This is a genomic window from Anabaenopsis sp. FSS-46 (assembly GCF_029891665.1).
In the GTDB taxonomy this organism is placed as follows: domain Bacteria; phylum Cyanobacteriota; class Cyanobacteriia; order Cyanobacteriales; family Nostocaceae; genus Anabaenopsis; species Anabaenopsis arnoldii.
On sequence record NZ_JANQDG010000029.1, the window covers coordinates 25966 to 51362 of the forward strand.

Below are 25397 nucleotides of genomic sequence, written 5' to 3' on the forward strand. Positions count from 1 at the left end.
ATGATCAGTTATTAATTTATTGAGGTTTTCTGTGCATTTACTTATTCCAGCCGCTGGAACCGGCAAAAGAATGGGAGGAACCCGCAATAAACTCCTCCTGCAAGTGCGATCGCAACCAATTATTGCTTGGACTCTCAAAGCTGCCGCAGCGGCCAGTACAATCAAATGGATAGGGATTATTTCGCAACCGGTTGACTGGCCAGACTTCAAGGCAATTGTCGCCGATCTAAACGTGACTAAACCAGTGGAATTTATTCCTGGCGGCTCCTCGCGTCAAGAATCAGTTTATAATGGCTTGCAGGCGCTTCCAGACACCGCAGAACACGTATTAATTCACGATGGGGCCAGATGTCTGGTGACACCAGACTTACTCAACTCATGCGCCCAAGCCATCCAAGAATGTTCTGGTTTAATTGCTGCGGTTCCCGTGAAAGATACAATCAAAGTCGTAGATAAGCATGGCATCATTCAAACTACCCCCGACCGTCAGCAATTATGGGCAGCACAAACCCCCCAAGGCTTTAATGTTAACTTATTAAAACAGTGCCACGCTCAAGGCCTTCGTCAAGGTTGGGAAGTCACCGATGATGCTGCTTTATTTGAAAGATGCGGTATTGAAGTCCGAATTGTCCCGGGAGAAGAGACAAACTTGAAAGTGACAACTCCCCAAGATTTGGCCATGGCTGAATTTATCCTCAGCCAACGATAATGGGGTGAACATTCCCCAGTGTCAAGGTGCGGGGATTTTTGATTCAATGACCAACGACTAATGACCAATGACTACAGCAACTAAGATAGAAGCGATTCTGTATTTAAAAGGTAAGCCTTTATCCCTGGGTGAAATCGCTGAGTATGCAGGGTGCGATCGCGCTACAGTCGAAGAGGGAATCATGGAACTAATGGATAATTATGCTCACAGAGATAGCGCCTTAGAAATCCTAGAAACCCCCAATGGTTACAGTTTGCAACTGCGCTCTGATTTTCATGACTTAGTACAAAGGCTGATTCCTGTAGAATTAGGATTAGGTGCATTGCGGACTTTAGCCGCCATCGCTTTGAATAACCCCATACTCCAAACTGATTTAATTGAACTACGAGGTTCAGGAGTATATCAACACGTACCGGAACTGGTGGAACTCGGATTTGTGAGGAAACGGCGAGACAATGATTCTCGCTCCTACTCACTGCAAGTCACACCGAAATTTTATCAGTATTTCCAAATTGAAAACTTGCCCCAAATCTTAGAACAGCAGCCCCCGGAAGAACAACTAGAACTAAACCAGCAAACCCAAACAAGAGAGCCGTGCGGCTGATTGATATCTGTGTGTAGCCAGTTGTGAAGAACCGTCAAGGGATCACCCTAATTTATGATTGTGAGCTATGTCAAACTGTAGAAGTATGTCACACTAGAATCAGCAACTAAGCTTAAATTTGCCAATGGTGTTTGACCCTGACTTTTTGAATGACAATTCCGAGGAAAACTCCAATCAGCTTCTCAATGACCACTTCGACGAAAATCCGAATCAGTTACTCAAATATTTACAACATCAGCCTCCTGAAGTTCTAGCCCGTGTCGCTCAGTCCGTCAGCCCGGAAATTAAACACATAATCTCGCAAAACGTCCAAGGACTAGTGGGAATGCTCCCCCTGGAAAACTTTAACGTGCAAATTACCACAGATAAGGAGAACTTAGCGGGGCTTCTCTCATCGGCCATGATGACAGGATACTTTCTGCGCCAGATGGAGCAAAGGATGCAGTTAGAGAATTTGTCTAATACTTAATTGTCAATCGGGCAATTTTTGCAGACTATCACTTGATGTGGCTTGATTGTATAGTTGATTAGCAATACGCGTAGCAGTTTCAATGGGGATAGCAAAGCCCAAACCTTGAGCATCGGCGCGGATAGCAGTGTTAACACCAATAACCTCACCGTGGGCATTTAACAAAGGACCGCCAGAGTTACCGGGGTTAATGGCTGCATCAGTTTGGATAAAGCTGACTTGCTTATCTGGGACCCCAACTTGAGCGCTGGTGCGCCCCGTAGCGCTGATAATACCGATAGTGACAGTATTATCTAACCCCAAAGGGTTGCCAATAGCGATCGCCCATTGTCCGGGGATTAATTTTTGTGAATTGCCTAACTTAACCGTGGGCAATTTATTTTCGGCAATTTTCACCACTGCGAGATCTGTAGTCAGATCAACTCCCAGTACCCGCCCCTGAAAAGTTCGACCATCTTTGAGAGTGACCTGCACAGTGTCTGTATCTGCCACCACATGAGCATTAGTCAGCAATAGGCCATTTTCGCTTAAAATAAATCCCGAACCTGTACCGCGCTCAATGCGTTCTTTGGGAATTGGTTGCTCATCTTCGCCAAAAAATCGACGTAAGAGGGGATTTTTCAAAACATCTGAGATGGGGTTAGCCACTTTGCGGGTAGCATTAATACGTACTACCGCGGGTCCGACTTTTTGTACTGCCGTAGCAATAAAATTCAGGTTATCATCCCCAGTAGTGCCCATGGGTCCCCCCAACCGATGAGGAACCACAGACTCTGAAGCCAAGGGTGCGGTTACATTCCGTAACTCTTGAAAATGGCGGTTATGTGGTACAAGATAACGACTACCGAACACCCCAGCACCGGTACCAATTGTCAGTAAAGATAGATAAATACTTAGCTGTTTTAAGGATAACTTCATAAAACCTTGTCAGATGTGTGGAAACGAGCTCTTTAGACCTGAGATTGTCAATAGGTTTCAACAAAACGTTGCAGTTGCTAACTTCTCAGTGTAGTCAAGCAATGGACAAGTTAACAGATAATTTCACAAATAAAACGACAATAAGCTACAGGGCAATTAGGACATGACAAAATTCTCATAGTGTCCACAGCCCCATTCCCCCACTAAAATCTAAACTGAGCGATCGCTTGACTTTGATCTTATGACTTTTCCTTATCGTCTAGTTTTGCTGTATAGCCTACTTAGTGCTATGGGTTTAACATCCACCCCTGTAAGCTCAAACACGGCTCATGCAGCCCCTAGTTGCCCAACTCCGGCATTATCTCGCTTCGTGCGCCATCAAGTTAATCGTGGTGAAACTGTGGAGAGCATAGCACAGCGGTACAATCTCACATCGGCAACACTCATCGAAATGAATCCGGATCTGAGAACCGCAAAGCCCAATGTAGGGAGCAATTTGCAAATTCCTCCCTACAATGGCATTGTTGTACAAGTACCTAGGGGTCAAAATTGGCGACAGGTGGCGGAAAAATATGAAGTTCGCGCTGATACCCTGTTTGAAATCAATGGTTGCCAACAAGACCCCAGAATTGTATTTGTTCCCGGGGTAAATGGGTCAGCACCCCGCCCCATAACTGACTCTAATGGGTCTACAGAGCCTATATCTATTAGTGGCTATCCTTTGCAGTCAGTCACAACTGTGATGTTTCCTTATGGCTGGCAGATTCATCCTACCACTGGTGAAGTGTTGTTTCATAGTGGCGTGGACTTGTTAGCTGCTGTAGGTACTCCTGTACAAGCGATCGCTCCGGGAACCATAGTATTTGCTCAACCACAGGGTACTTATGGCCAATTAGTGATCATTAACCATGGTGGCGGTATCCAAAGCCGTTACGGTCATCTTGGTGATATTCAGGTTTCTTTAGGTCAAAAAGTTAATCAAGGCGACTTATTGGGAACCGTAGGCACGACTGGGGAGCCGACTGTCAGGCAACCACACCTGCATTTTGAAATCCGTTCTAATTCCGATTTAGGTTGGGTAGCGAAAGACCCCCAAGGTTATTTGAGCAACAGGCCATGAACCTGTTGTTCATCGTCAGACAAATCAATTTTACTGTCCAAAAAGGGTCTAACTGTGGCAATCTGAGATACAGAGACCTTTAATCTGATATTTTAACTACAGTCAATTTACCTCATTAGGTTATGCAAACTCTGCCAAATCTTACAACCGTTGACAATAAAGCAAATCCAGCCATTTTTGATACTAACATTAAGCGGCGTAAAACTCGTCCCGTCAAGGTGGGAAATGTCACCATTGGGGGTAACTACCCAGTAGTAGTGCAGTCGATGATTAACGAGGATACCCTCGACATAGATGGTTCCGTAGCAGCTATTCGTCGTTTACACCAAATTGGTTGTGAAATTGTCCGGGTCACAGTACCCAGTATGGCTCATGCCAAAGTGATGGCGGAGATCAAAAAAAGATTAATTCAAACTTACCAAGACGTGCCAATTGTGGCCGATGTGCATCACAATGGCATGAAAATTGCCTTGGAAGTCGCCAAGCACATTGAAAAAGTACGGATAAATCCGGGATTATATGTGTTTGAGAAACCAAACTCCAATAGAAGCGAATATACCAACAGCGAATTTGAAGAAATTGGCGAAAAAATCCGTGAAACTCTAGAACCTTTAGTAGTTTCCCTGCGAGATCAAGGTAAAGCCATGCGAATTGGGGTAAATCATGGTTCGCTGGCGGAAAGGATGCTATTTACCTACGGGGACACCCCAGAAGGCATGGTAGAATCTGCCTTAGAATTTATTCGCATTTGTGAATCCTTAGATTTCCGTAACCTAGTAATTTCCATGAAAGCCTCACGGGTTCCGGTGATGCTAGCCGCCTATCGTCTCATGGCCAAGCGCATGGATGACCTAGGTATGGATTACCCCCTACATTTGGGTGTGACAGAAGCAGGGGATGGGGAATATGGACGGATTAAATCCACCGCGGGCATTGCTACATTACTAAGTGATGGTATTGGCGATACAATTCGCGTATCACTCACAGAAGCACCAGAAAAGGAAATTCCCGTTTGTTACAGCATTCTGCAAGCTTTAGGATTGCGCAAAACAATGGTGGAGTATGTTGCTTGTCCTTCTTGTGGGCGGACTTTATTTAATTTAGAGGAAGTTTTACACCAAGTCCGGGAAGCTACCAAACATTTAACTGGGTTGGACATAGCAGTTATGGGTTGCATTGTCAACGGTCCGGGAGAAATGGCAGATGCCGACTATGGTTATGTTGGTAAAACACCCGGTTACATTTCTTTATATCGTGGTCGAGAAGAAATTAAAAAAGTCCCAGAAACACAAGGTGTAGAGGAATTGATTAACCTGATTAAGGCAGATGGACGTTGGGTAGAACCTTGAACAGGTGGGTATTGGGGAAAATTTCTCCCCTCCTCAATGCCGAGTCGCCCCGGATTGTCAAGTAATTTAATGAAATTAGTAACACATGTCTGGTCTCTACAGTGCAACCCTGTGTTAGATTGGGCATACTGACTATACATTCCTCCCTCTGACGCAGCTGTCATTATGGTGATTACAAAAAGTAGACTTGTTTTGGGTGCTACGGCGGTGACGCTTTCCACCATTGCTGTTACTAGCCTTGGTATTCACTCGCGAGGTCAGGCTTTATTTAAAGCAAGTCCCAAAGAATTGGTAGACGAGGTTTGGCAAATTGTCCAACGCCAATATGTAGACGAGACTTTTAATCAAGTTGATTGGCTGGCTGTGCGGCAGGAGTACTTGAGCAAAGAGTACAGTAGTCAGGAAGATGCCTATACATCCATCCGGGAAATGCTCAAACGGCTAGATGATCCCTACACCCGGTTTATGGATCCTCAAGAGTTCAAGAATATGCAAGTGGACACTTCAGGGGAACTGACAGGTATTGGGATCACAATTAGTCAAGATGAAGAAACTAAGCAGATTGTGGTAATTTCCCCCATTGATGATACACCCGCATTTAAGGCCGGCATTTTGGCTAAGGATGTGATTAAGACAATTAATGGTCAAAGTACCGAGGGTATGGATACTAACCAAGCAGTATCCCTAATTCGTGGTGAGCCGGGAACGAAAGTCAATCTGACAATTGAACGGGATGGTAAAGCCAAACAGTTTGAGATCACACGGGCTCGCATTGAAATTCATCCAGTTAAATATTCTAGACAGCAAACTCCTATAGGTAACTTAGGTTACATTCGACTGAATCAGTTCAGCGCCAATGCTAGCCGGGAAATGCAAAGCGCTATTAGGGATTTAGAAAAGCAACGGGTTAACGGATATATTTTAGATCTACGTGGCAACCCCGGCGGGTTACTCTACTCCAGTGTAGAAATTGCTCGCATGTGGCTAGATAAAGGTACGATTGTCTCCACTATTGACCGTGGGGGTGAACAGGAGCGGGAAGTGGCGCGGGGACGTGCTTTAACTGATAAACCTTTGGTGATTTTAGTTGATAAAGGATCGGCCAGTGCCAGTGAAATTCTCTCAGGAGCCTTGCAGGACAATAAACGTGCTGTTTTGGTGGGTTCTCAAACTTTCGGTAAAGGTTTAGTGCAATCAGTGCGTCCTTTAGAAGATGGCTCAGGTTTAGCGGTGACAATTGCTAAATATCATACTCCCAGTGGTAAAGATATTAATAAACATGGGGTGGTTCCCGATGTGACTGTGGAATTATCTGATGAGCAGCGTCAGGAATTGTGGTTGAGACAACGTGAAAAACTGGCTACACTAGCAGACCCTCAATTCGCTAAAGCCGTGGAAGTGTTGGGTAAAGAAATTGCTGCTAGAGGTATGACGAGTTTAGAACCCAAGTAAGTTTGATACTCAAGGGGTGCAGGTTTCAGCACTCTTTGATGAGTGGGAGGAAAAATTGACCAATAAGGTACACTGGCAAGAACGAATTGGCAATCAAAGGGATTGGGTGTGGCGAGGCTGGCAAACTCGTTATACTTACATCCGACCTAGTCAACATTCCCAAAAGACTACACCCTTAATCCTGCTCCATGGTTTTGGTGCTTCCATTGGTCATTGGCGACATAACTTAGAAGTATTAGGGCAACATCATACAGTCTATGCCCTCGATATGCTGGGGTTTGGTGCATCCAAAAAAGCGGCTGCCAATTATAGTATACAACTGTGGGTAGAGCAGGTCTATGAATTTTGGCAAGCATTTATCCGTCAACCAGTCATATTAATCGGTAATTCTAACGGTTCGCTGATTTCCTTAGCTGCAGCGGCAGCCCATCCAGAAATGGTGAAAGGTATAGTCATGATGAGTTTACCTGACCCATCTTTAGAACAAGAAGCCATCCCGCCGGTTATGCGACCTGTGGTCATGGCAGTTAAAAAATTAGTTGCTTCCCCTTGGCTTCTCAAACCTATATTTCACTTGGTGCGTCAACCCGGCTTTGTACGTCGCTGGGCTAGTCTGGCTTACGCCAAACCCGAAGCTATCACCGATGAACTAATAGAAATTTTAGCAAGCCCTCCCCAAGACCGGGGCGCACCTCGTGCTTTTATGGCCTTGTTTAGAGCGGCGATCGCTATTAACTTTAGTCCTAGTGTCAAAGCTATATTACCCAGCATTACAGCACCAATGCTGCTAATTTGGGGACAAAAAGATAGATTTGTGCCCCCCATACTGGCGCAGAGATTTACTCAGTATAACGAGAACCTAGAAGTACTCAACTTAGAAAATGTCGGTCATTGTCCCCATGATGAATGTCCAGAAACAGTCAATCAAGTAATTCTAGATTGGGTTAACAGACACATCTAATTACGTAACTGTGACCTCATCAGTCTTCACAGCTGTCGCACCATGAACCGAACGGGCCACAGCAACCATCTTGTTCAGGATATCCTGACTGGGAACCCGACCTTTTAACACCACAGTAGTACCGGTTTGAGCCACCCAGAGAGTATCAATATCCCCCAGTTGGGAATCTTCATCAAAGGCCAATGCAACACGCTTGGCTAAACCACTCTGGTCGTATTCTCCATTCAAGCCTAAACGTTCTGGGGGAATTGATGTGGTAGTAGAAGGACTTGGCTGTACTTGCTGCGAAGGAGGATTTACTCGTGCGTTTTGGGGTTTCTCTAATCCAAAAATTCTTTGCAACCAACCCATAAGCGGTTTTCTCCCATTGTTGATTAAATACTCTATTCCCATCATCAAAGCATGACAATAATCTACATCTCTCGTTGAAAAGATATTTACTGTTTTGCCCTAACGAAAATGCCGAAAAACCGTGAGGAAGAGGCGCATTGCGCCGTATTTCCTACGTCAGGCAGGGGATGTTCGCCCAGCGTCTCCCCTTGGGAGAAGGCTGTTTAAAGCGTTTACGCCACTGGAACTTGTGATATATTAATATTAACACCGAAAGGTAAACAACCTGTATAAAAACCCAACTGCCTAATGGCAATCTGATGGCGTAGCGTGGGGTCAGCCATACCTTGACAATTGAAGATATGGGGTTCTATGAACCAAGAATCTCCGCGGCTTCAGCCCGGAGAATGTCAAAAAAGATAGAACGGTGAGCAAAATGATTGCCTGAGCCTGTTTTGCGGAATATGAAACATACCCTTTCAGTTTTGGTAGAAGATGAGTCGGGTGTTCTTTCCCGTATCTCCAGTTTATTCGCGCGTCGTGGCTTTAATATAGAAAGCCTCGCCGTTGGTCCAGCAGAGCAAGGAGGAGTTTCCCGGATTACGATGACTGTACCTGGAGACGATCGCGTAATTGAGCAACTCACCAAGCAACTGTATAAGTTAGTGAACGTCCTCAAAGTACAAGACATCACCGAAATTCCTTGTGTAGAGAGAGAGTTAATGCTTCTGAAGGTGAATGCTACTAGCAGCAACCGTGCAGAAGTAGTGGAATTAGCTCATATTTTTCGGGCGCGAGTGGTAGATGTCGCTGAGGATTCTTTAACTCTCGAAGTTGTGGGAGACCCCGGGAAAATGGTGGCCATCGTCCAAGTATTACAAAAATTTGGTCTGAGGGAAATCGCCCGCACTGGTAAAATTTCCCTGACTCGTGAGTCTGGTGTCAATACTGAGTTGCTGAAGTCTTTGGAAGTTAAGGTTTGATTTTACCCGCGCCAGTTGCTAGTCGGGACTTGAGTTCTGACTACCAGCAAACATTTCTATTAAGTTTGATGTCATCAGTAGATCCCCGACTTATCAGACATCCTCTGAGCAGTCGGGTATTTGTCTGATAATATTCACATAGTTATGGCATTGAAAATACTGGACTTTACTAACATATTGCCTAGAATTATATCGGAATATAGTCATCCTATTTGACTTGAGAAATTATCAGTGAGGAAAGGGAACAGGGAACAGAAATTGTTCATTAATCATTTAGGATTGCTATATATTATTAAAAACATAAAATTTTTTAGAGAAATAAAAATAAATGTATATGCTAAAAATATGCCATAATGGCATGACAAGAAGACTAAAAACCTGGTACAAAGTTGATGGTTAACTGCAGTAGTGATCATAAATAAGGTTGCTAAAAAACATTACTGAGGTTAATTTTTCAGGCTGATACAGGGATGAGATACTCATTTGATCAAGGAATTAAGTAGGGAAGATTAAACTTTAAATTTACTAATTGCTAGTAGTGGTAATTTTAGTACTTATTTCTCATATTCACAGGATTACAGCTTCCATAAAAGACTTGCATTTATTTTTATCTACCTACTAATATTCTGGTTGTAATTAGAGATTATTGATAAATAAATCATCCATTGTGTAGCCTTGGGCATCCAGGAATATGGGCAATGTAAGGATACCTATCCCACAAAAAAAACGAGGATATTTTTAATGGGGAAATCCTGACAGAGAAAATATTTGATATTCCTATGCCAAATCACAAACAGTAAATAATGTTTAACCCTAAATCAGGCATTTACTATTCACCGAGTTTTTATTAGTCATTCAGACTAATGCCGTTTTGGAGGTTAGATAATGACAACAGTATTTTCGCCACAACATCTAGGTGAAAAACTCACTGATACTTTAGGAGAGAAGCTGACAAAACCAGAACTGCAAAGGTGCTGGGCATCTATGGAACTTGTGGAGCCGCCAGTAGCACAGCAGTTTTGGCAATCCGCAGAAATGAACCCTGGTATTTACATCATTCTGGGTGGTAAAGTCAGACTATCAGATAGTGCTGATAATTTAATTACCACCCTGTCAGCCTCATCTTCATTTGGTGAAATAACCTTGTTTCCAGAGGAAAACTTGAGTCATTACACCGCCAGAAGCTCACAAAACCTACAACTGGGGTATGTCAGACAAGAGGTATTGCAAGAGTTGATAGACAAATATCCTCAGATGCGCGATCGCCTGTTCTGTCGTGCCCAAACGTGGGATTTACTGATGAGGTGTCGGCAAAACGGACAATTTCCCACACAACCGGCGCAATTTCAGGCCATGCTCAAAGCCTTAACAGTGTTTGAGCGACACAACCTAGATATTGGCTGTGTAAATACACAATTTCCAGATTCCCAGTTGTGGCTGTTGTATAAAGGTCAACTGCTGGAATCCGAGGGAAACTCCTTAGTACCAGGGCAAATCTCGACTCAACCGAATCAAGGTACATGGCAAGCCATCCAACCAACCATTGCTTATATCCTCAAAAGTTCACAGTGGGAAAAAGCACTAGAACACTGTCCAGAATTAGCTTCCTTTGTCAGTGACCGTGAACTAGATATCACTGTTAAGACACAATGGCAAGGGAGCTCATCCCCAACAGCCAAGGTGATTCCCTTTCCCCACAGAGAAAAACAGTCACAGAAAAAACCAAATCAAACACTGCCTTACTTTCCCAGCCCCAAAGTGAAAATAGGGCATTGGTGGCAACAGCTGAGTAAACGGTATCCCTTCTATGCCCAACAAAGCGCCTCCGATTGTGGCTGTGCTTGCTTAGTAATGATTGGTAAATATTGGGGTAAGCAGTTGAGTGTGAATCGCTTGCGGAATATGACCAATGTCAACCGCAGTGGTGCATCTTTACGGGCTTTAGCAGCAGTAGGGGAAAACCTGGGTTTTGCCACTCGTCCGGTCAAAGCCACCTTTGCTAAATTTGCCGAACAATCTTTACCGGCGATCGCCCATTGGGAAGGTAATCACTTTATAGTTGTTTATAAAATCACCAAAAGTGAGGTAATTGTTGGTGACCCTGCCATTGGTCAACGCACCCTGACCAGAAGCCAATTTAACGCTGGTTGGACTGGTTATGCGTTATTACTGCAACCTACAGAACTGCTGCAAAAAACCAAGGATGAAAACCCCGGCTTCTGGAAGTTCTTTGAGTTAGTTAAACCTCACTCTTGGGTACTGGTAGAAGTGTTCATAGCCAGTGTGCTGATGCAAATATTTGGACTAGTAACGCCGGTATTCACCCAGTTATTACTAGATAGAGTGTTGGTGCAGCGCAGCATTCCCACCTTAAACGCCGTGGGTGTGGGGATGATTGTATTTGGTTTGTTTAGTATTGCCATGAATGCAGTCCGACAATATCTTTTAGACCATACAGCCAATCGGGTGAGCATCTCGCTAGTTGTAGGTTTTATTAAACATACCTTCCGCTTACCCCTGGCTTATTTCGAGTCCCGTTATGTGGGGGATATTATTTCTCGGATTCAAGAAAACCAAAAAATCCAGCGCTTCCTCACGGGTGAGACTCTCTCAATCATCCTGGATATGCTGACACTAGTGATCTATCTAAGCATCATGTTCTGGTATAGCTGGAGTATGACTGTCTTCGTACTATTGACAGTACCGCCATTTTTCATTTTAGCACTGGCTAGCACAAGTATTTTGCGTCGCATTTCCAGAGAAGTGTTCAATGCGGGAGCCAAAGAAAATAGTTATCTTATAGAATCTCTCACAGGTATTCGTACAGTGCGATCCCTAGCCATTGAACAGACAGTACGCTGGCGTTGGGAAGAGTTGCTGCATGATTTGGTGAAAAAAGGCTTTAATGCTCAAGTGGTTGGTAACCGCTTGCAAATTATGAGTGGCGTTATTCAAACCTTTGTGAATGCTTCCTTGATGTGGTTTGGTGCTTGGCAAGTTATTCAAGGGGAACTAACTATGGGGCAATTAGTAGCTTTCAATATGTTAGTGGGTAATGTTTTGAGTCCTTTTCAAAGGCTATCAATGCTGTGGAATGAATTGCAGGAAATTATCATTTCTACAGAACGGATTAACGATGTTTTAGATGCACAACCAGAAGAGGACTTGCAAACTCAAAACCGCCGGCCTTTAGGGATACTGCGCGGGCATATTTGCTTTGAGAATGTTGCCTTTCGTTACCATGCCGAAAGTCAGACTAACGTCCTAGAAAATATTAACTTTGAAATTCAGCCAGAGCAAATGGTGGCTTTGGTGGGGCGCAGTGGTTCGGGAAAAACTACACTCAGCAAGTTAATTTTGGGTTTATATCCACCCACAGATGGCAAGATTCTGATTGACGGATGTGATATTACTAATATTGGACTGCGATCGCTCCGTTCTCAAATAGGTGTAGTAGACCAAGACACCTTTTTATTTGGTGGTACGATTCGAGAAAACATTAGTATTGCTCACCCAGAAGCGACCTTAGAAGAGATTATCGCAGCGGCACAATTAGCTGGCGCGGATGAATTTATTCAGAAGTTACCAATGGGCTATGAATCCCAAATTGGTGAAAGTGGCGGAATGCTTTCCGGTGGACAACGCCAACGCCTAGCTATTGCTCGGGCTTTACTTGGTAACCCCCGGTTATTACTCTTTGATGAAGCCACTAGTCACCTAGACTCGGAATCAGAGCGGATTATTCAGAATAATCTCAAAACCATACTCAAAGGGCGTACCAGTGTGATTATTGCTCATCGCCTGTCCACAGTCCGCAATGCAGATTTAATTTTGGTTTTAGACCGTGGTGTGTTAGTAGAAAGCGGTAGTCATGATCAATTAATTGCCAAAAAAGGACATTACTACTATCTCAATCAACAACAACTAGCTCAAGTAGTTTAAGTTGATCCGGTTTTTGCATTGGACTATACAAAAGGTGCGGAGTCATTAGACATTAGTTAGTTCCCAATTCCCAATTTCCTATGAAACTATGCCTTACACTTCTCCCAATTCTTCATCTGCACTTCTGAAACAAGAAGAGGATGACTATAAACTTTATATTCAACCCCAAGAAGAAACCACTGAATCTCACGAGTCGATTCCAGAAGGTAATACTCAGGATTTATATTATGGTACTGAGGAGTTACTAGATGCCTTACCAAAGGTGTGGACTCGTGGTGTGTTGTATGTATTGGTGGGTTTTGGCGCTTTAGCTTTACCCTGGGCGACTCTCTCGAAAGTAGATGAAACTGGTAGCGCCAGAGGACGTATAGAGCCTCAAGGTGCAACACAAAAATTAGACTCCCAATCCGTGGGGAATGTCACAGCTGTTAAGGTGACAGAAGGTGATACTGTAACGGTGGGACAAGTGTTATTAGAACTTGACTCTGAGATTTTGCAGACTGAACTTCAGCAAGCTGAGGCTAAACTCTCAGCACTGTTAAACCAAGAAGCGCAGTTTGACGTGCTGAGAAATCAACTGCAGTTAACACTAAGTATTCAGAAACAACAAAATCAGTTTCAAGCCTTAGAGAAAATGTCCCAAGTTAACCAGGCAAAACAAAACCTTGGTTACAAACAAAGTATTTATAACCTGCAAAAGTTAGAAAAACAAGCATTACTCGGTCAGGTAAAGCAGCAGGTTCAAACTGCTCAAAAGGAGGAACAGTCAGCTTATGAGCGTTTGAGTATAGATGCTCGGCAAGTCCAGCGTTTTGAGCAACTTTTGAACGATGGGGCGGTTCCCCTCAATCAAGTTGACCAAGTTAAAAAAGAAGAACAGGAAAGCCGACGCATTTATACCAGGGCGGAATCTGATGTTAAACAGGCACAATTACGCTTGACTGAAGAAATGAGTCGCTATGAGGCGACGATGAATCAGTTACAGTCTGATATCGAGCAAGCAAAACATCAACTGCAAGGGGAAGAAAACAGCTATCAAAGTTTACTACAAACTGGTAAATTGGCTGTGCTGAAATATCAAGAACAACTTAAAGACCTAGAAACCCAAGTTGCAAATTTACAATTGGAAATTACTCAAACTAACAGCAAAATTAAGTCGTTGAATCTACAAATGCAGCAACGAGTGGTGCGATCGCCTGTGGATGGAGTAATTTTTGAGTTACCAGTTTCTAAGCCAGGGGAGGTAGTACAAGTTGGTCAGAGAATTGCTGACATTGCCCCTGAAAATACTGCCATCATTCTCAAAGCTCATATGCCAGTCCAAGATAGTGGCTTCTTAAATGTGGGAATGCCAGTGAAAATCAAGTTTGATGCCTATTCATTCCAGGAATATGGCATCATCCAAGGTCAAGTTTCTCGGATTTCTCCCAATTCTAAAATGACTCAAACTGCCGCAGGAAATATAGAAACCTATGAGTTAGAAATCACTTTAGAACAAAACTATATTGAAAGGGACGGAGAACGTATTCCATTAACACCGGGTCAAACAGCAAATGCTGAAGTTATTATACGTCAGCGCCGGGTGATTGATTTTGTTTTAGATCCGTTCAAGAAGTTACACAAAAATGGTTTAGAGCTTTAATAGTTTACTTCGGGGATTGTGTCATGTCTCAAATTCTCAATATTTCCACCGCAGATATTATTCACAGACTCAAATTATCGTCTCAAGTTCCTGGTCTGGTAGAGGCGATCGCCTCTCAAAAAATCATTCAGGAGGTTGCTCAAAAAGCACAAATCACTGTGACACCGGAAGAAGTTCAGCAACAAGGGGATAATCTCCGTTTAGCAAATAAGCTTGTCAAAGCTCAAGATACATTAACATGGCTAGAGAAACACCATCTTTCTGTGAATGAGTTTGAAGAATCAGTATATAACAAAATCCTGGCTCAGAAGGTAGCAGATCATCTATTTAGTTCTCAAGTTGAACAGTTCTTTTATCAACACCAACTAGATTATGTAGTGGCCATTACCTATGAAATCATTTTTGATGATAAAGACTTGGCGTTAGAAATGTTTTATGCGATGGAAGAGGGGGAAATCAGCTTTCCAGAAATTGCTCGCCTATATATCTCAGACCCAGAGCTTCGCAGCACTTATGGATACCAAGGAAGGCGACACCGCAAAGATTTTCGCCCGGAGATTGCTGCATCTGTATTTGCTGCAACTCCACCACAGGTGATTAAGCCCATTGGGACTGCAAAAGGGGTGTATTTAATTTGGGTAGAAGAAATTAGTCAACCCCAATTAGATGAGCAGTTACGCGAAAAAATTATTACAGAATTATTCAATGGTTGGTTAAAGCAACAACTGGAGTGTATGCAAATAATTACTCATCTGGATTCCCAGAGCTTACAGCCTCACAAAGAATTACTCAAGCAGTCTTAATTTATGGGCGTTGCTGATTGTAAATCTGAAATATCCTTAATTTTTCATTGGTAAAATATTTGATTTATCTCACCCCCAGCCCCGCTCCTTAGCAAGAAGAGCGGGTAATGTCCTATCATTTAAATTCCCTAAATAACCCCGACTTCTGCCACAATCTTCTGACTTGATAACAGATGATTATAGAAGTCGGGGTTATGCGTTAACCATGGCGATGAATAGTTAATTAATAGGAACAATAACATCAATTTAGTTCATGAAATAGCATTGCATGAGTTATTACATTATCTGGTTAATCCGCTATATTAGAAACATAACCGAAGACAACAAATCGGTTAGGTATCAAACAAGAAATCCTGGGAGAATATCCATGATTATTTCCGATTTAAATATCTTAGAAACAGTTAACGCAGAAAATGTGATTGGCGGTTGTGGCTACAAGGATGAATATGGTAAAAAGCCCAAATATCCGCAAACCAAGTATGATAAAAAGCCCAAATATTATGAACCAACCAAGTCTTATGATCCATGTGAGACAGTATGTTATGAAAAATGTGATGAAAAGGGTAAAAAGAAAGACAATGGAGTATTATATGTGACAATCTGCAAAGATGATGGGTATAAGTATTAGGCTTAGTTATCGCCTTAACTAAAGACCAACAGAATCCATTCATGTTCTCAGGGGCTCTCAGCGATTATTACGTTGATGCTATATATGAGAATACTTACAACCGAATTTAGTTAGTTTCCCTGTATTTCTCCAATTGAAATCAGGTAGTGAGAAGGTCGCTGGAATTGTTTAAAAAGCATTCCAGCGATTTTTTATTGATTGATTTAATGTTTTTATTTAAATGGATATCACAGACAGTTTAAAAACCAATAATTGCATTATCAATGCTATTCATAAATAAATCTATATATTTGATTTGTAGAGATAAAAAAGCGGGATTATATGAGTGTTTATTCCACAATCAAATTAGCATATAGGCAAGAGTTGCTTATAGCTATCAATTGAGTTACAATTAATAATTAAATGAATTATTTTTAGCAAAAATAAAATAATAAGCTATTCTTTTTCTGGAAAATGTTAGCTATATTCTAAATATAGCCAAGCGGAACTTGGTTATACAAAACAATTCTAAACCCAGCGAAAAAATTCTAGGAAAGGCTCATGATTATTTCTGACTTAAATATTTTAGAAGCTGTTGACGGTTCTGCTGTTGTTGGTGGTGGCGGTTTCTACATCAACAACAAGAAGTTGGAGAAAATCGACAGTAAAGTAAATGTTGATATTCATAAGAGACTTGACGTACAAGTTGATATTCACGGTAACTTTGCTGATGCTCAAGCAGTAGCTCAAGCATATGGTCACAACACCGATGCTGAAACTATCACTTTTGCAGAAGTACATGAAGGTGTTTCTTCTGATGCTGCTTCCCGTTCAACCGCAGCAGCTCTCAGAGGACCTAAGAAGAAGTACTAAGTCCAAATTATCAAAGATATAGATTATTTCTTTGACAGAATTTGACCGCAGAAGCAGGAGCAATTAACGAATTACCAATAAATATGGAAGTTAGTTTGCACCTCTTCTGCTTCTGTGGTCTTTACTCATTGATTTACTCAGAGTAGATAATCAGATTATGCCTCGTTATCAAGTTATAGTCAAACGTATAGTCTCACCGGATGGACAGATTATTGGTGAGGCTAAAAGTGTGGTTTCAGCATCGCCCGATAGTGAAAGTGAAGTTGTTCAAACCACTGCGGTAAAAGTTTCTGCTGGTAGCAGTTCTAGTAGTTCTGCAACATCGGCTCAAGTTAGATTAGTGCGGTGAACAAAATCAAGTAGAAACAGAGATAATTTTTCAGATAAATGCTAATTATCCCATGCTTATGATGCGTGGGATTTTCCATATAAAGTCTTTTAACAAGTAGTACCCCACAGAGTGGGGTACTACCAAAAATTGCCAATAAAAAAATCAAAAATAGACAGTTACAGCACTTTTCAAGTAAATAAAGTACACACGTTAATATCATAAATCTTGTGGGGTGGGCATCGCGCCCTTTTGTACCTAACTCAGATGAAAAGCGCTGTAAAAAGTTTCTTTGGAGTTAAAAGCTTACCAATCTAGATATTTTTAGGAATTATGTCTGACTAAAATCGCTATGTTTTTTTGGTAGGACAACATAAACCCGTTCTTATCCCTAGCTGTGGCGAAAGCTTCTCCCATAGCCTTACTAATTCTTGTCCGACCAGTATCATCTACAATACTTTGAGCCTGGGTAAAAGTGTTGGACTCATCTCCAACTGCGGAAGCTGCTGTGGTTATTTCCGCATATCCCGGGGCGACATATGTTTGAATATCTGTAATAGCATCTAACCCACCAATAATGCTGTCTTCTGTTGTTTCACAATAATCTAAGTCATTAATAACCATGTTTTTACCTTTTTCAATAGGTATTGATTTAATTACAATAATACTATAAAAAATTAATAAAGACTAGTAATCTGAGTTGATTTATTTTTATTAATTTAAATGTGTAAGCATAGAAAATATAGAAGTAATTATTAATATATGTATATTTTCATTTAGATAAAAACATATCAATATATAGTCATCCTATTTGAGTTGAGAAATTATCAGTGAGGAAAGGGAACAGGGAACAGGGAACAGGGAACAGAAATTGTTCATGAATCATTTAGGATTGCTATATAATATTCGCCCCTAGCATCAAGAATCATAACGCAGATATAACTACAATCTTAGGCGGTACTGAGTGAAAGTATAAATTATTTTCGCCCCCCAAGGCAGACTTTGGCTGCTAGTCAAGCGCAAAGGTGCAAAGAAAAAAGAAGGTCATTTTGGCATTTTATATTATGATTCCGCAAAGCCCCATTTTACCTTCGCGTTTCTACCTGGAGGGAAAGCCTAAGGGCGAATACGGTTAAAAAAAATTCCACATCTGATTATTTTTTTTAATTAGAGTTTTTAATTAGAGCTATTACTTCAAATAAATGAGTAGGTTTAATCCGGGAATAGTGCGGGAAAGAGTCCATAAAACCAGGGTAAGATATAGTAAACCCAAACTCCACTGATACCAAGCCAGGGTGGCGATAATACCTGGTAAATGTTCATCCCGGAGGCGAATATCGTTAAAACCTAACCTAACTAAGTTATTCAAACTAAAGTCATAGTAATTAAGCCAGTTCCACCGACGATTCCATAATAAATGCATATATCTTTCGCGGAATGTCTGATTTCTGGGTATGACAGGTAATCGCCCAATTAATAATCGTAACTGGCGAAAAGTACCATCTTCTGTAAAATAGGAAACATCCATTAAATCGTGATAACGACCTTGTTGGTAAAGGCGGACAATTAAAGCCACTGGTAGAGGGACAATAATAATTACCAGACAACCTAGAGTTAGCCAAGGGTATTCAGCATTGCGGAAAATAGCTAATAAACTCAACAGCGTTAACAGACTAAAACCAGCACATATAGAGATGGTTTCGTAATAGGTGGGAATAATGGGAACCGGATGTAAGCGACGACAGCGGTCTATGAGCCAGAATAACCAGCCAAAAAAAGCGATCGCCACACCGCCGACACCAAAGACTAACCAAAAACTGGTACCATAGCCACTCAGGAGCAGTAATAGACTCAAAGCCGACCATCTGACTGCTTGTAGGAACCACGCACCGGGGGAAAGGGGTTGAGCAATCACCAAGCGATCGCTAAGGTGATAGGTATCTAAATCGATATCTGCTAAACTTAACAGATCACCACGATTACGGAATGGTTGAATTATACGACGACGGGCGATCGCCTCTGCCTGAGTTGCACTAAAACCCAAATCAAGCAAACTTTGGCGACTAGCAGTATTAATATTCCTATCAACCAACCGATGGGTTAACTCCCGCAAACGTAGTTTTTGTTTTGTATACTCCAACTGATTAGCGTCAGCGATTTGCTGCTGCTGACGGAAATTCTGGCCCAAATTGCGCAAAACATTCTGATTACCCAGGGAACTAGGAACCCGGAACCTTTGGCCAATTTCCCCAGGATTCCCTAAAATTTTACCTTGATTAGAATTAAAAGTCAGACCAGGGACATTTAAAAAAGCCTCCTGAGCAAACCGCGCATCACTAAAATCCGCCTGATTCAAAATACTAGCACCACGTAAATTCACAGCATGATTAAAAATAGCTGCGCGAAAAATTACAGCTTGCTCAAAAATAGTTTCCGTAAAAAAAACATACTGATGAAAATCAGCCTGACCAAAGTGTACAGTACCAGCAAAACGCACACCGGAAAAATCAACATTTCCCAACCATTGAGAGCGACTAAACTTAGCTGACTGCTTAAAACTAGCCTCATTGAACTTAGTAGACTCCGAGAAAGTGCTATTTTGGAAATCAGCCCGATCCTGGAATTGCGCCCTTTGAAAATTCACCTGCTCAAAAAACGCACTACCTTTAAAATTAATTCCTTGGCGAAAACTAGCACCACTGAACCCCACAGAGCGGCTAAATCTAGTTTCTTCCCAGTTACTAGACTGGATAAAAATAGCATTGTGAGCATTCACCGGCTGAAAAAAGAAAGTATGAGAGAATTGCACCTCCCCATTAAAACGGGTTCCCACCAGATTTAAAGAACCACGAAAAATATTGATTTCACTAGCAGTTCCGCCACCTCCCAAAAGTGCGCGACAGTCAGGAGAACTAGGTAAAGCTATTCCCAAAGACTGCAAACAAACAGAGCGTAAACTTTGCAATTGTTCCTGTTCACCACGGGTCAAAATAGGAGCATAAACAGGCGCAGCATAAAGAGGAGTTCTCAAACCCAAATCCCTACCCAAAAAACTCCCCTGAATTAGAGAACCACTCAAATCCAAACCCAAAGGCTTAGTCCCCGACCTTTGTAACTCCTTGCGCAGCAACTGGTAAAAATCATCCCGAAACCTGCCATTTTCCGGTCGCAAATCAATCACCATCTGCCGTAAATCCACAGTCAGACTCCCCTCACGGATGACCGGTGTTCGTAATCGTTCTTGTAACAACTCCAGACTTAAAGGAGTAAGTTCCAGTTGACTAGGAGACGCACCAACCGGGGGAGAGAAAAAAAGCCAGCCAACGCAGACATAAATCAAAAACCAACGCAGACATAAACTTAATTTTATCTTTGTGCCCCTTTGCGCTTCCCTTTGCGCCCCTTTGCGTTTAAAAAAAAACTGAATCACTAATTACCCATAAAAAGAACAATCTTACCCATCTATAGCACCAGACTAGGTGCAGTTGACAAGCCGCCAAAAGCCAGAGGCGATCGCCAGTATAATTCTTCGTGAAACAACACAATCCCGGTGTTGCGAATACACCGGGATTGGTAATGTATATTTTATAGAGTTCTATGGATTGTCTTGATTGCCAGTCTGTTTTTTCATGGAGGCGATCGCGTCTACATTGAGGTTTAAAATAGAAGATATCAAGCTGGTATCGGTCAATTCTCCTAAGACGCTGGAGACCTTAACATCTTGGCTAACCTTGACTTGCTCGGATGCAGTATCAACTGTTGCTTCGATTAATTCTTCTACTCCAGAGAATAGGGAGCCAAACAGAGAAGAGGATATGTTCATGAGTTACTCGTTACGATTAAATTATCCGCCCGGATAATGGGCGTGTTAAATCTTAGACTATTAAGCATAAGCCTACCACAAGATGCCTGTTCGGGGGGGGTGAAGATATCCACACCAATTAATTCTTAAACCCTTTGATATTCTGGGTGAATCATCATAGTTGCATCACTAAAGTTATTAAACATCCTCTAAGAGGATGTTTAGTAAGTCATGATTAGTGTATCAACTATTGTTTGACCCCTCCCATACCCTCCCCTTGTCAGGGTATGGGACTGGATTTTATTGTTTTTTGTGTGTTCCCCAATCCTTCCCAATCCTTCGGTGTGTTCCCTGATCCGGTGTTCCCTAATATAAAAATTACCTCTTGAAAACTTATCAAACATCCTCTAAGGATATTGACTACAGTTTTCCTCATCAAGTAATGACAAAAGCTCAGTAATGCTGCACAAGGTGATGATAGTATATATACTTATGCGGTGAAGTACAAAAACATAGGTTTGTATATTGGTGCGAAAAAAATGTAATATTATCTTAAGACTGGGGTTAATATATTGACATAAAGCGATCGCTCTAGAAAGTATCCCAAAATGGGTAAAATAGATAAGGATGATGACGATCAATTGATGAATTAGTTATCCTAGAAAAACAGACTCAGATTCAATTTCTGAATTAAATTGAGCAATTGTGCTGCTAAGGCAGAGCAAACCAAACCAAGTAAACCAAGACCAAACCACATCTTAACTACAAAAGAGCTTCCATAATCATAATGCCTGTGATTGAGAAAAAACGAACTCGCGATCTACCCCAAATCAATGAACGCATCCGGTTCCCCAAGATTCGAGTCATTGACACTGATGGCGCCCAATTAGGAATTATGCCTCCACAAGAAGCACTAAAACTGGCTGAAGAAAAAGAGCTAGATTTAGTATTGATCAGTGATAAGGCTGACCCACCGGTTTGTCGAATCATGGATTATGGGAAGTACAAGTTTGAGCAGGAGAAGAAGGCACGGGAAGCCCGGAAAAAACAGCACACAGCAGATGTTAAAGAAGTAAAGATGCGCTATAAAATTGAAGAACACGACTATAACGTACGTGTGAAGCAAGCAGAGCGCTTTCTCAAAGATGGAGATAAAGTAAAAGCGACTGTAATGTTCCGGGGTCGAGAAATTCAACACAGTGATTTAGCAGAAGATTTGCTTAAGCGCATGGCCAAAGATTTAGAGCCACTGGGTGAACTACAGCAAGCACCGAAAAAAGAAGGTAGAAATATGATGATGCTGATTTCGCCCAAAAAATAATTCGCCGATTTTTCCAGATATCCAGTATAATAGATGACCCCTAGTTGGGTAAGTCGCTGTAAAGTTGATAGTCCTGGGCGCTGAGTGATTAAAATCATACTCAGATGCTCGGGACTTTGGCAATTTATCCAGTCTAAATACCCCAGAGAAATTACCTGTTGCAGCGATCGCGTAAAATTGCTTCAGCGCAGCTTTTTCCGCCATAACTACGTAGGCGGCTAATATGAGTATTAATTGCGACTTAAAACACAAAAATTGGTAAACATAAATTTAATATGAGACAATCATTTAAAGCAATGCGACGGGGTAACAATTCCGTAAACCGGTGACATAGGACACTTTCAGGTAGCCACCAACAGAAGAATAATTGAAACTTGGACTAATTCCGTAACATTCACTGGTATTTTGACCTTGCTCGCTCAATATAGTCATCCTATTTGACTTGAGAAATTATCAGTGAGGAAAGGGAACACACCGAACAGGGAACAGGGAACAGAAATTGTTCATGAATCGTTTAGGATTGCTATATAAAATACTACTAATTCCCACTTATGCTCATAGAAACAGCAATTGGTGAAGAAATCATCACAACCAACCTCAAACAGTTTCTGTTAGTGCTTTCCGTATCTTTGGGAGTAGCCACCTTACCACAGGTAGTTGGTTGGTTTCGTCATATACCATATACTTTACTCCTGGTGATTGTCGGCTTAGGGTTAGCCTTTGTGGATGTCCGTCTAGTCACCCTTTCCCCTGAGTTAATTTTATTCATTTTTCTACCGCCCCTATTATTTGAAGCCGCGTGGAATTTGCGCTGGCCGGAGTTAAAGCGGAATTTGGTGACAATTTGCCTATATGCAGTTTTAGGGGTGGTAATCTCCATTGCAGGTGTAGCAGTGGGACTAAATCAACTGGGGGGGATATCCCTAACCACAGCCTTACTGATTGGCGCTAGTTTATCCGCCACTGACCCGGTTTCTGTAACCGCTTTATTCCGGGAGTTGGGGGTGGGTAAAAGTCTCACCACGATGATGGAAGGGGAAAGCTTATTTAATGATGGCATGGCGGTAGTAGCCTTTGGTTTTTTGCTGGCCCTGTCCTTGGGAAATGCTCAATTGGGTATCCAGCCGATTTTATTACAGCTGGGGGTAGTAATTGGGACTGGCGTAGCAGTGGGGGGATTAATTGGCTTTGCTATTTCTTATCTTACCCAACGCTTTGATTTACCGATGGTGGAACAGTCTTTAACTCTGGTTTCTGCTTACGGTACTTACCTGATTGTAGAGGAGTTGGGCGGTTCCGGTGTGATTGGAGTTGTGACCACAGGGTTAATTTTAGGTAACTTTGGCTCTCGTATAGGTATGAACCCCCGGACTAGGGTTATTGTTTCAGAATTTTGGGCTTTTTTAGCATTTTTTGTGAATTCTATAGTTTTCTTGTTGATTGGCGACCAAATTCGCTTTAGTATTTTGGGGGAAAACCTGCAAATCATTGCCATTACAATCGCAACTATGATTTTAATGCGGGCTATTAGTATTTATCTTCTGAGTAGTTTGAGTGCTGTAATTACTCAATATCAAATCCCCTTACCTGAACAAACGGTTTTATGGTGGGGTGGGGTACGTGGTTCTGTTGCTATTGCTTTAGCTTTAAGTGTACCCATAGGACTACCGGAGCGAGAAAAAATTATTGCGACGGTGTTTGGAGTGGTTTTATTTACTCTACTGGTTCAAGGGTTGACCATTAAACCTTTGCTGCAAAAGTTAAATCTGTTGGGTGATGCGCCTCTACGTGAGCAATATTCAGAACTCGCTACTCGTTATGTAGCTTTAGAAAGGGTTTTACAACGCCTGGAAAAAGACCATCGTCCGGGTATTAACCCTGAGTTTTACCGTTACCAGGAGACGCTAATTCAAGGTGAGATCAAAAATCTACAAGGTAAAATTGACCAGTTACAGCTTGAGTATCCTCATCTTAGTACTTTTATTACTGAACAGTTCCGGGATGAACTCTTGGCTATTGAGGCTGATACTTATGCGGAGTTTGTCCGCGCTGGTCGGTTAAATACGGAATTAGCCCCGATGCTGACAGATGTCTGGGAAAATGGTAAGGGCTGAACAAAGATCATATATTTATCCACTGGTTTTTTGCCACTTATCTAAAATATCCTTAAATACCAGTTCTTCTATCCAGGTTTTCGCAACTACCGCCAAGGGTAGCGCCATGAGTAACCCTAAAGCACCGAAGAAGCTGGCGAAAAAGATTTGTGCTGTCAGGGTAAAAGCTGGTAAGAGCGCTACCTGTTTGGCCATGACTGTGGGTGTTAACCAATAGCTTTCTATGTTCTGAATAACTACGTATAGAATTAAAACCGCGATCGCCTTCCATGGTGTATCAAGAAAGGCGATAGTCATGGGTAAAATTACGCTTAAAGTCGGTCCAATATTGGGAATAAAATTGAGTAACCCAGCAAGTACCGCATGAGCCAGTGCTAAGGGTACTTGTAAAATTAGCAGTCCTAACCCGCTTAAAAAGGCAATAAATACCATTTCAATTAAAGCGCCAATTGTCCAGTTTCCCAAGCCTTCACCGCATAAGGTCAAAATTTGTTGGACGCGATGGCGGTAAAATGACGGAAAACAGCGTACAAATATGTTACGATAGGGTTGAGGATTAGCTAACAGCATCAAAGTTAGAACTATGACTAGTAGAAATTGTAAGACGGCAGTCACTCCAGTAGAGAAAAACGCGATCGCTTGTCTGATGAGATTTTCAGTTAATGGCTGTAGTTGTTGAATTAAATTATTAATATCTGGTAAATTCCTCACATAGGGGCTAATAATTGTACCGTCTAACCAAGTCATCATCTGTTGAATGCGAGCTATTCCACTAGGAAATAACTGTACTAATTCCTGAAACTGGGAGATAAAAGGTGGCACAATGACCAGGAAAAAACCAACTAATAAAGCGAAGACAATCACTATACTCAGCCATACAGCCCAAATGCGCTGCATCCCCGACCTTTGAAAGCGCCGTACTAGTTGGCTAATGGCTGTTGCTAGGACAATGGCTGTAAATAAAAGTAACAATAACTGGCGAATTTCCCAGAGTATATAAAGTGAGATCACCAGTACCAAAAATCCCAGTAATTGGCCTATTTTCATATTTTCCATAATCCGTGATCTCT

Annotated in this window: 21 protein-coding genes and 1 pseudogene; 16 read left to right on the plus strand and 6 right to left on the minus strand. The window is 42.0% G+C overall.

Going from position 1 to position 25397, the window contains the following annotated elements; all coding sequences use genetic code 11:
* Positions 1 to 31: 31 nt before the first annotated feature.
* The 3 genes from ispD (at position 32) to NWP21_RS02960 (ending at position 1782) form a co-directional block, all read left to right on the plus strand.
* The gene (gene ispD / locus NWP21_RS02950) at positions 32 to 709 is read left to right on the plus strand and encodes a 2-C-methyl-D-erythritol 4-phosphate cytidylyltransferase (RefSeq protein WP_280791549.1); all 678 of its coding nucleotides are present in this window, start codon (positions 32 to 34) and stop codon (positions 707 to 709) included.
* Between the two features lie 67 nt (positions 710 to 776).
* The gene (gene scpB / locus NWP21_RS02955; RefSeq protein WP_280791550.1) at positions 777 to 1313 is read left to right on the plus strand and encodes an SMC-Scp complex subunit ScpB; all 537 of its coding nucleotides are present in this window, start codon (positions 777 to 779) and stop codon (positions 1311 to 1313) included.
* A 124-nt stretch (positions 1314 to 1437) separates the two neighbouring features.
* Positions 1438 to 1782, plus strand: a complete 345-nt coding sequence (locus tag NWP21_RS02960) for a DUF760 domain-containing protein (protein ID WP_271733890.1) — start codon at positions 1438 to 1440, stop codon at positions 1780 to 1782.
* A 48-nt stretch (positions 1783 to 1830) separates the two neighbouring features.
* On the opposite strand, the pseudogene NWP21_RS02965 reads toward NWP21_RS02960, so the two are convergent.
* Positions 1831 to 2700, minus strand: a pseudogene (locus NWP21_RS02965) (trypsin-like peptidase domain-containing protein); the annotation flags it as partial.
* 241 nt (positions 2701 to 2941) lie between these two features.
* Here NWP21_RS02965 and NWP21_RS02970 point away from each other — a divergent pair.
* The 4 genes from NWP21_RS02970 to NWP21_RS02985 all read left to right on the plus strand — a co-directional run bounded on the left by NWP21_RS02970 (position 2942) and on the right by NWP21_RS02985 (position 7582).
* Complete coding sequence (locus NWP21_RS02970; protein ID WP_280791551.1) at positions 2942 to 3820, plus strand: M23 family metallopeptidase; 879 nt, start codon at positions 2942 to 2944, stop codon at positions 3818 to 3820.
* Positions 3821 to 3942: 122 nt separating this feature from the next.
* Positions 3943 to 5169 carry a (E)-4-hydroxy-3-methylbut-2-enyl-diphosphate synthase gene (gene ispG / locus NWP21_RS02975; RefSeq protein ID WP_280791552.1) on the plus strand — a complete coding sequence of 409 codons (1227 nt, stop codon included), beginning with the start codon at positions 3943 to 3945 and terminating at the stop codon, positions 5167 to 5169.
* Positions 5170 to 5334: 165 nt separating this feature from the next.
* The gene (gene ctpC / locus NWP21_RS02980; protein ID WP_280791553.1) at positions 5335 to 6621 is read left to right on the plus strand and encodes a carboxyl-terminal processing protease CtpC; all 1287 of its coding nucleotides are present in this window, start codon (positions 5335 to 5337) and stop codon (positions 6619 to 6621) included.
* Positions 6622 to 6676: 55 nt separating this feature from the next.
* The gene (locus NWP21_RS02985) at positions 6677 to 7582 is read left to right on the plus strand and encodes an alpha/beta fold hydrolase (RefSeq protein ID WP_280791554.1); all 906 of its coding nucleotides are present in this window, start codon (positions 6677 to 6679) and stop codon (positions 7580 to 7582) included.
* On the opposite strand, the gene NWP21_RS02990 is transcribed toward NWP21_RS02985, so the two are convergent.
* Positions 7583 to 7933 carry a BON domain-containing protein gene (locus NWP21_RS02990; RefSeq protein ID WP_280791555.1) on the minus strand — a complete coding sequence of 117 codons (351 nt, stop codon included), beginning with the start codon at positions 7931 to 7933 and terminating at the stop codon, positions 7583 to 7585.
* Positions 7934 to 8376: 443 nt separating this feature from the next.
* Here NWP21_RS02990 and ilvN point away from each other — a divergent pair, with 443 nt between their 5' ends.
* From ilvN to NWP21_RS03025, 7 genes are all read left to right on the plus strand, one after another.
* A complete protein-coding gene (gene ilvN, locus NWP21_RS02995; protein WP_280791556.1) occupies positions 8377 to 8895 on the plus strand; it encodes an acetolactate synthase small subunit in 519 nt (172 codons plus the stop codon).
* A gap of 885 nt (positions 8896 to 9780) precedes the next feature.
* Positions 9781 to 12837: a peptidase domain-containing ABC transporter gene (locus NWP21_RS03000; protein WP_280791557.1), complete on the plus strand. Its 3057-nt coding sequence runs from the start codon at positions 9781 to 9783 to the stop codon at positions 12835 to 12837.
* Positions 12838 to 12925: 88 nt separating this feature from the next.
* Entirely contained in the window at positions 12926 to 14479 is a 1554-nt protein-coding gene (locus tag NWP21_RS03005) for an HlyD family efflux transporter periplasmic adaptor subunit (protein ID WP_280791558.1), read from the plus strand.
* A gap of 23 nt (positions 14480 to 14502) precedes the next feature.
* Positions 14503 to 15282, plus strand: a complete 780-nt coding sequence (locus NWP21_RS03010) for a peptidylprolyl isomerase (RefSeq protein WP_280791559.1) — start codon at positions 14503 to 14505, stop codon at positions 15280 to 15282.
* Positions 15283 to 15649: 367 nt separating this feature from the next.
* Complete coding sequence (locus NWP21_RS03015; RefSeq protein ID WP_280791560.1) at positions 15650 to 15910, plus strand: hypothetical protein; 261 nt, start codon at positions 15650 to 15652, stop codon at positions 15908 to 15910.
* 540 nt (positions 15911 to 16450) lie between these two features.
* Complete coding sequence (locus NWP21_RS03020; RefSeq protein ID WP_271733902.1) at positions 16451 to 16762, plus strand: hypothetical protein; 312 nt, start codon at positions 16451 to 16453, stop codon at positions 16760 to 16762.
* A 157-nt stretch (positions 16763 to 16919) separates the two neighbouring features.
* The gene (locus NWP21_RS03025) at positions 16920 to 17111 is read left to right on the plus strand and encodes a hypothetical protein (protein ID WP_280791561.1); all 192 of its coding nucleotides are present in this window, start codon (positions 16920 to 16922) and stop codon (positions 17109 to 17111) included.
* A gap of 303 nt (positions 17112 to 17414) precedes the next feature.
* Here NWP21_RS03025 and NWP21_RS03030 read toward each other — a convergent pair whose 3' ends face one another.
* From NWP21_RS03030 to NWP21_RS03040, 3 genes are all read right to left on the minus strand, one after another.
* Positions 17415 to 17714, minus strand: coding sequence for a hypothetical protein (locus tag NWP21_RS03030; protein ID WP_280791562.1), 300 nt, complete (start codon positions 17712 to 17714; stop codon positions 17415 to 17417).
* Between the two features lie 565 nt (positions 17715 to 18279).
* Positions 18280 to 20520 carry a pentapeptide repeat-containing protein gene (locus NWP21_RS03035; protein WP_280791563.1) on the minus strand — a complete coding sequence of 747 codons (2241 nt, stop codon included), beginning with the start codon at positions 20518 to 20520 and terminating at the stop codon, positions 18280 to 18282.
* A 165-nt stretch (positions 20521 to 20685) separates the two neighbouring features.
* Positions 20686 to 20913 carry a hypothetical protein gene (locus NWP21_RS03040; protein WP_280791564.1) on the minus strand — a complete coding sequence of 76 codons (228 nt, stop codon included), beginning with the start codon at positions 20911 to 20913 and terminating at the stop codon, positions 20686 to 20688.
* Between the two features lie 766 nt (positions 20914 to 21679).
* Here NWP21_RS03040 and infC point away from each other — a divergent pair.
* Positions 21680 to 22213, plus strand: coding sequence for a translation initiation factor IF-3 (gene infC / locus NWP21_RS03045; RefSeq protein WP_271733910.1), 534 nt, complete (start codon positions 21680 to 21682; stop codon positions 22211 to 22213).
* A 551-nt stretch (positions 22214 to 22764) separates the two neighbouring features.
* Complete coding sequence (locus tag NWP21_RS03050; RefSeq protein ID WP_280791565.1) at positions 22765 to 24327, plus strand: sodium:proton antiporter; 1563 nt, start codon at positions 22765 to 22767, stop codon at positions 24325 to 24327.
* A 15-nt stretch (positions 24328 to 24342) separates the two neighbouring features.
* Here the strand turns inward: NWP21_RS03050 and NWP21_RS03055 are convergent, their stop codons facing one another.
* Entirely contained in the window at positions 24343 to 25374 is a 1032-nt protein-coding gene (locus tag NWP21_RS03055; protein ID WP_280791579.1) for an AI-2E family transporter, read from the minus strand.
* Between the last annotated feature and the right edge of the window lie 23 nt (positions 25375 to 25397).

Bases quoted from the DNA above. Each gene is read 5' to 3' on its own strand.
- NWP21_RS03040 (WP_280791564.1), bottom strand. From the start codon at position 20,913: ATGAACATATCCTCTTCTCTGTTTGGCTCCCTATTCTCTGGAGTAGAA.
- NWP21_RS03025 (WP_280791561.1), top strand. From the start codon at position 16,920: ATGCCTCGTTATCAAGTTATAGTCAAACGTATAGTCTCACCGGATGGA.
- NWP21_RS03015 (WP_280791560.1), top strand. From the start codon at position 15,650: ATGATTATTTCCGATTTAAATATCTTAGAAACAGTTAACGCAGAAAAT.
- NWP21_RS02970 (WP_280791551.1), top strand. From the start codon at position 2,942: ATGACTTTTCCTTATCGTCTAGTTTTGCTGTATAGCCTACTTAGTGCT.
- NWP21_RS03005 (WP_280791558.1), top strand. From the start codon at position 12,926: ATGCCTTACACTTCTCCCAATTCTTCATCTGCACTTCTGAAACAAGAA.
- NWP21_RS03010 (WP_280791559.1), top strand. From the start codon at position 14,503: ATGTCTCAAATTCTCAATATTTCCACCGCAGATATTATTCACAGACTC.
- NWP21_RS02960 (WP_271733890.1), top strand. From the start codon at position 1,438: ATGGTGTTTGACCCTGACTTTTTGAATGACAATTCCGAGGAAAACTCC.
- NWP21_RS03030 (WP_280791562.1), bottom strand. From the start codon at position 17,714: ATGGTTATTAATGACTTAGATTATTGTGAAACAACAGAAGACAGCATT.
- scpB (WP_280791550.1), top strand. From the start codon at position 777: ATGACTACAGCAACTAAGATAGAAGCGATTCTGTATTTAAAAGGTAAG.
- NWP21_RS03055 (WP_280791579.1), bottom strand. From the start codon at position 25,374: ATGAAAATAGGCCAATTACTGGGATTTTTGGTACTGGTGATCTCACTT.
- NWP21_RS03000 (WP_280791557.1), top strand. From the start codon at position 9,781: ATGACAACAGTATTTTCGCCACAACATCTAGGTGAAAAACTCACTGAT.
- ctpC (WP_280791553.1), top strand. From the start codon at position 5,335: ATGGTGATTACAAAAAGTAGACTTGTTTTGGGTGCTACGGCGGTGACG.
- ispG (WP_280791552.1), top strand. From the start codon at position 3,943: ATGCAAACTCTGCCAAATCTTACAACCGTTGACAATAAAGCAAATCCA.
- NWP21_RS03050 (WP_280791565.1), top strand. From the start codon at position 22,765: ATGCTCATAGAAACAGCAATTGGTGAAGAAATCATCACAACCAACCTC.
- NWP21_RS03020 (WP_271733902.1), top strand. From the start codon at position 16,451: ATGATTATTTCTGACTTAAATATTTTAGAAGCTGTTGACGGTTCTGCT.
- ilvN (WP_280791556.1), top strand. From the start codon at position 8,377: ATGAAACATACCCTTTCAGTTTTGGTAGAAGATGAGTCGGGTGTTCTT.
- infC (WP_271733910.1), top strand. From the start codon at position 21,680: ATGCCTGTGATTGAGAAAAAACGAACTCGCGATCTACCCCAAATCAAT.
- NWP21_RS02990 (WP_280791555.1), bottom strand. From the start codon at position 7,933: ATGGGTTGGTTGCAAAGAATTTTTGGATTAGAGAAACCCCAAAACGCA.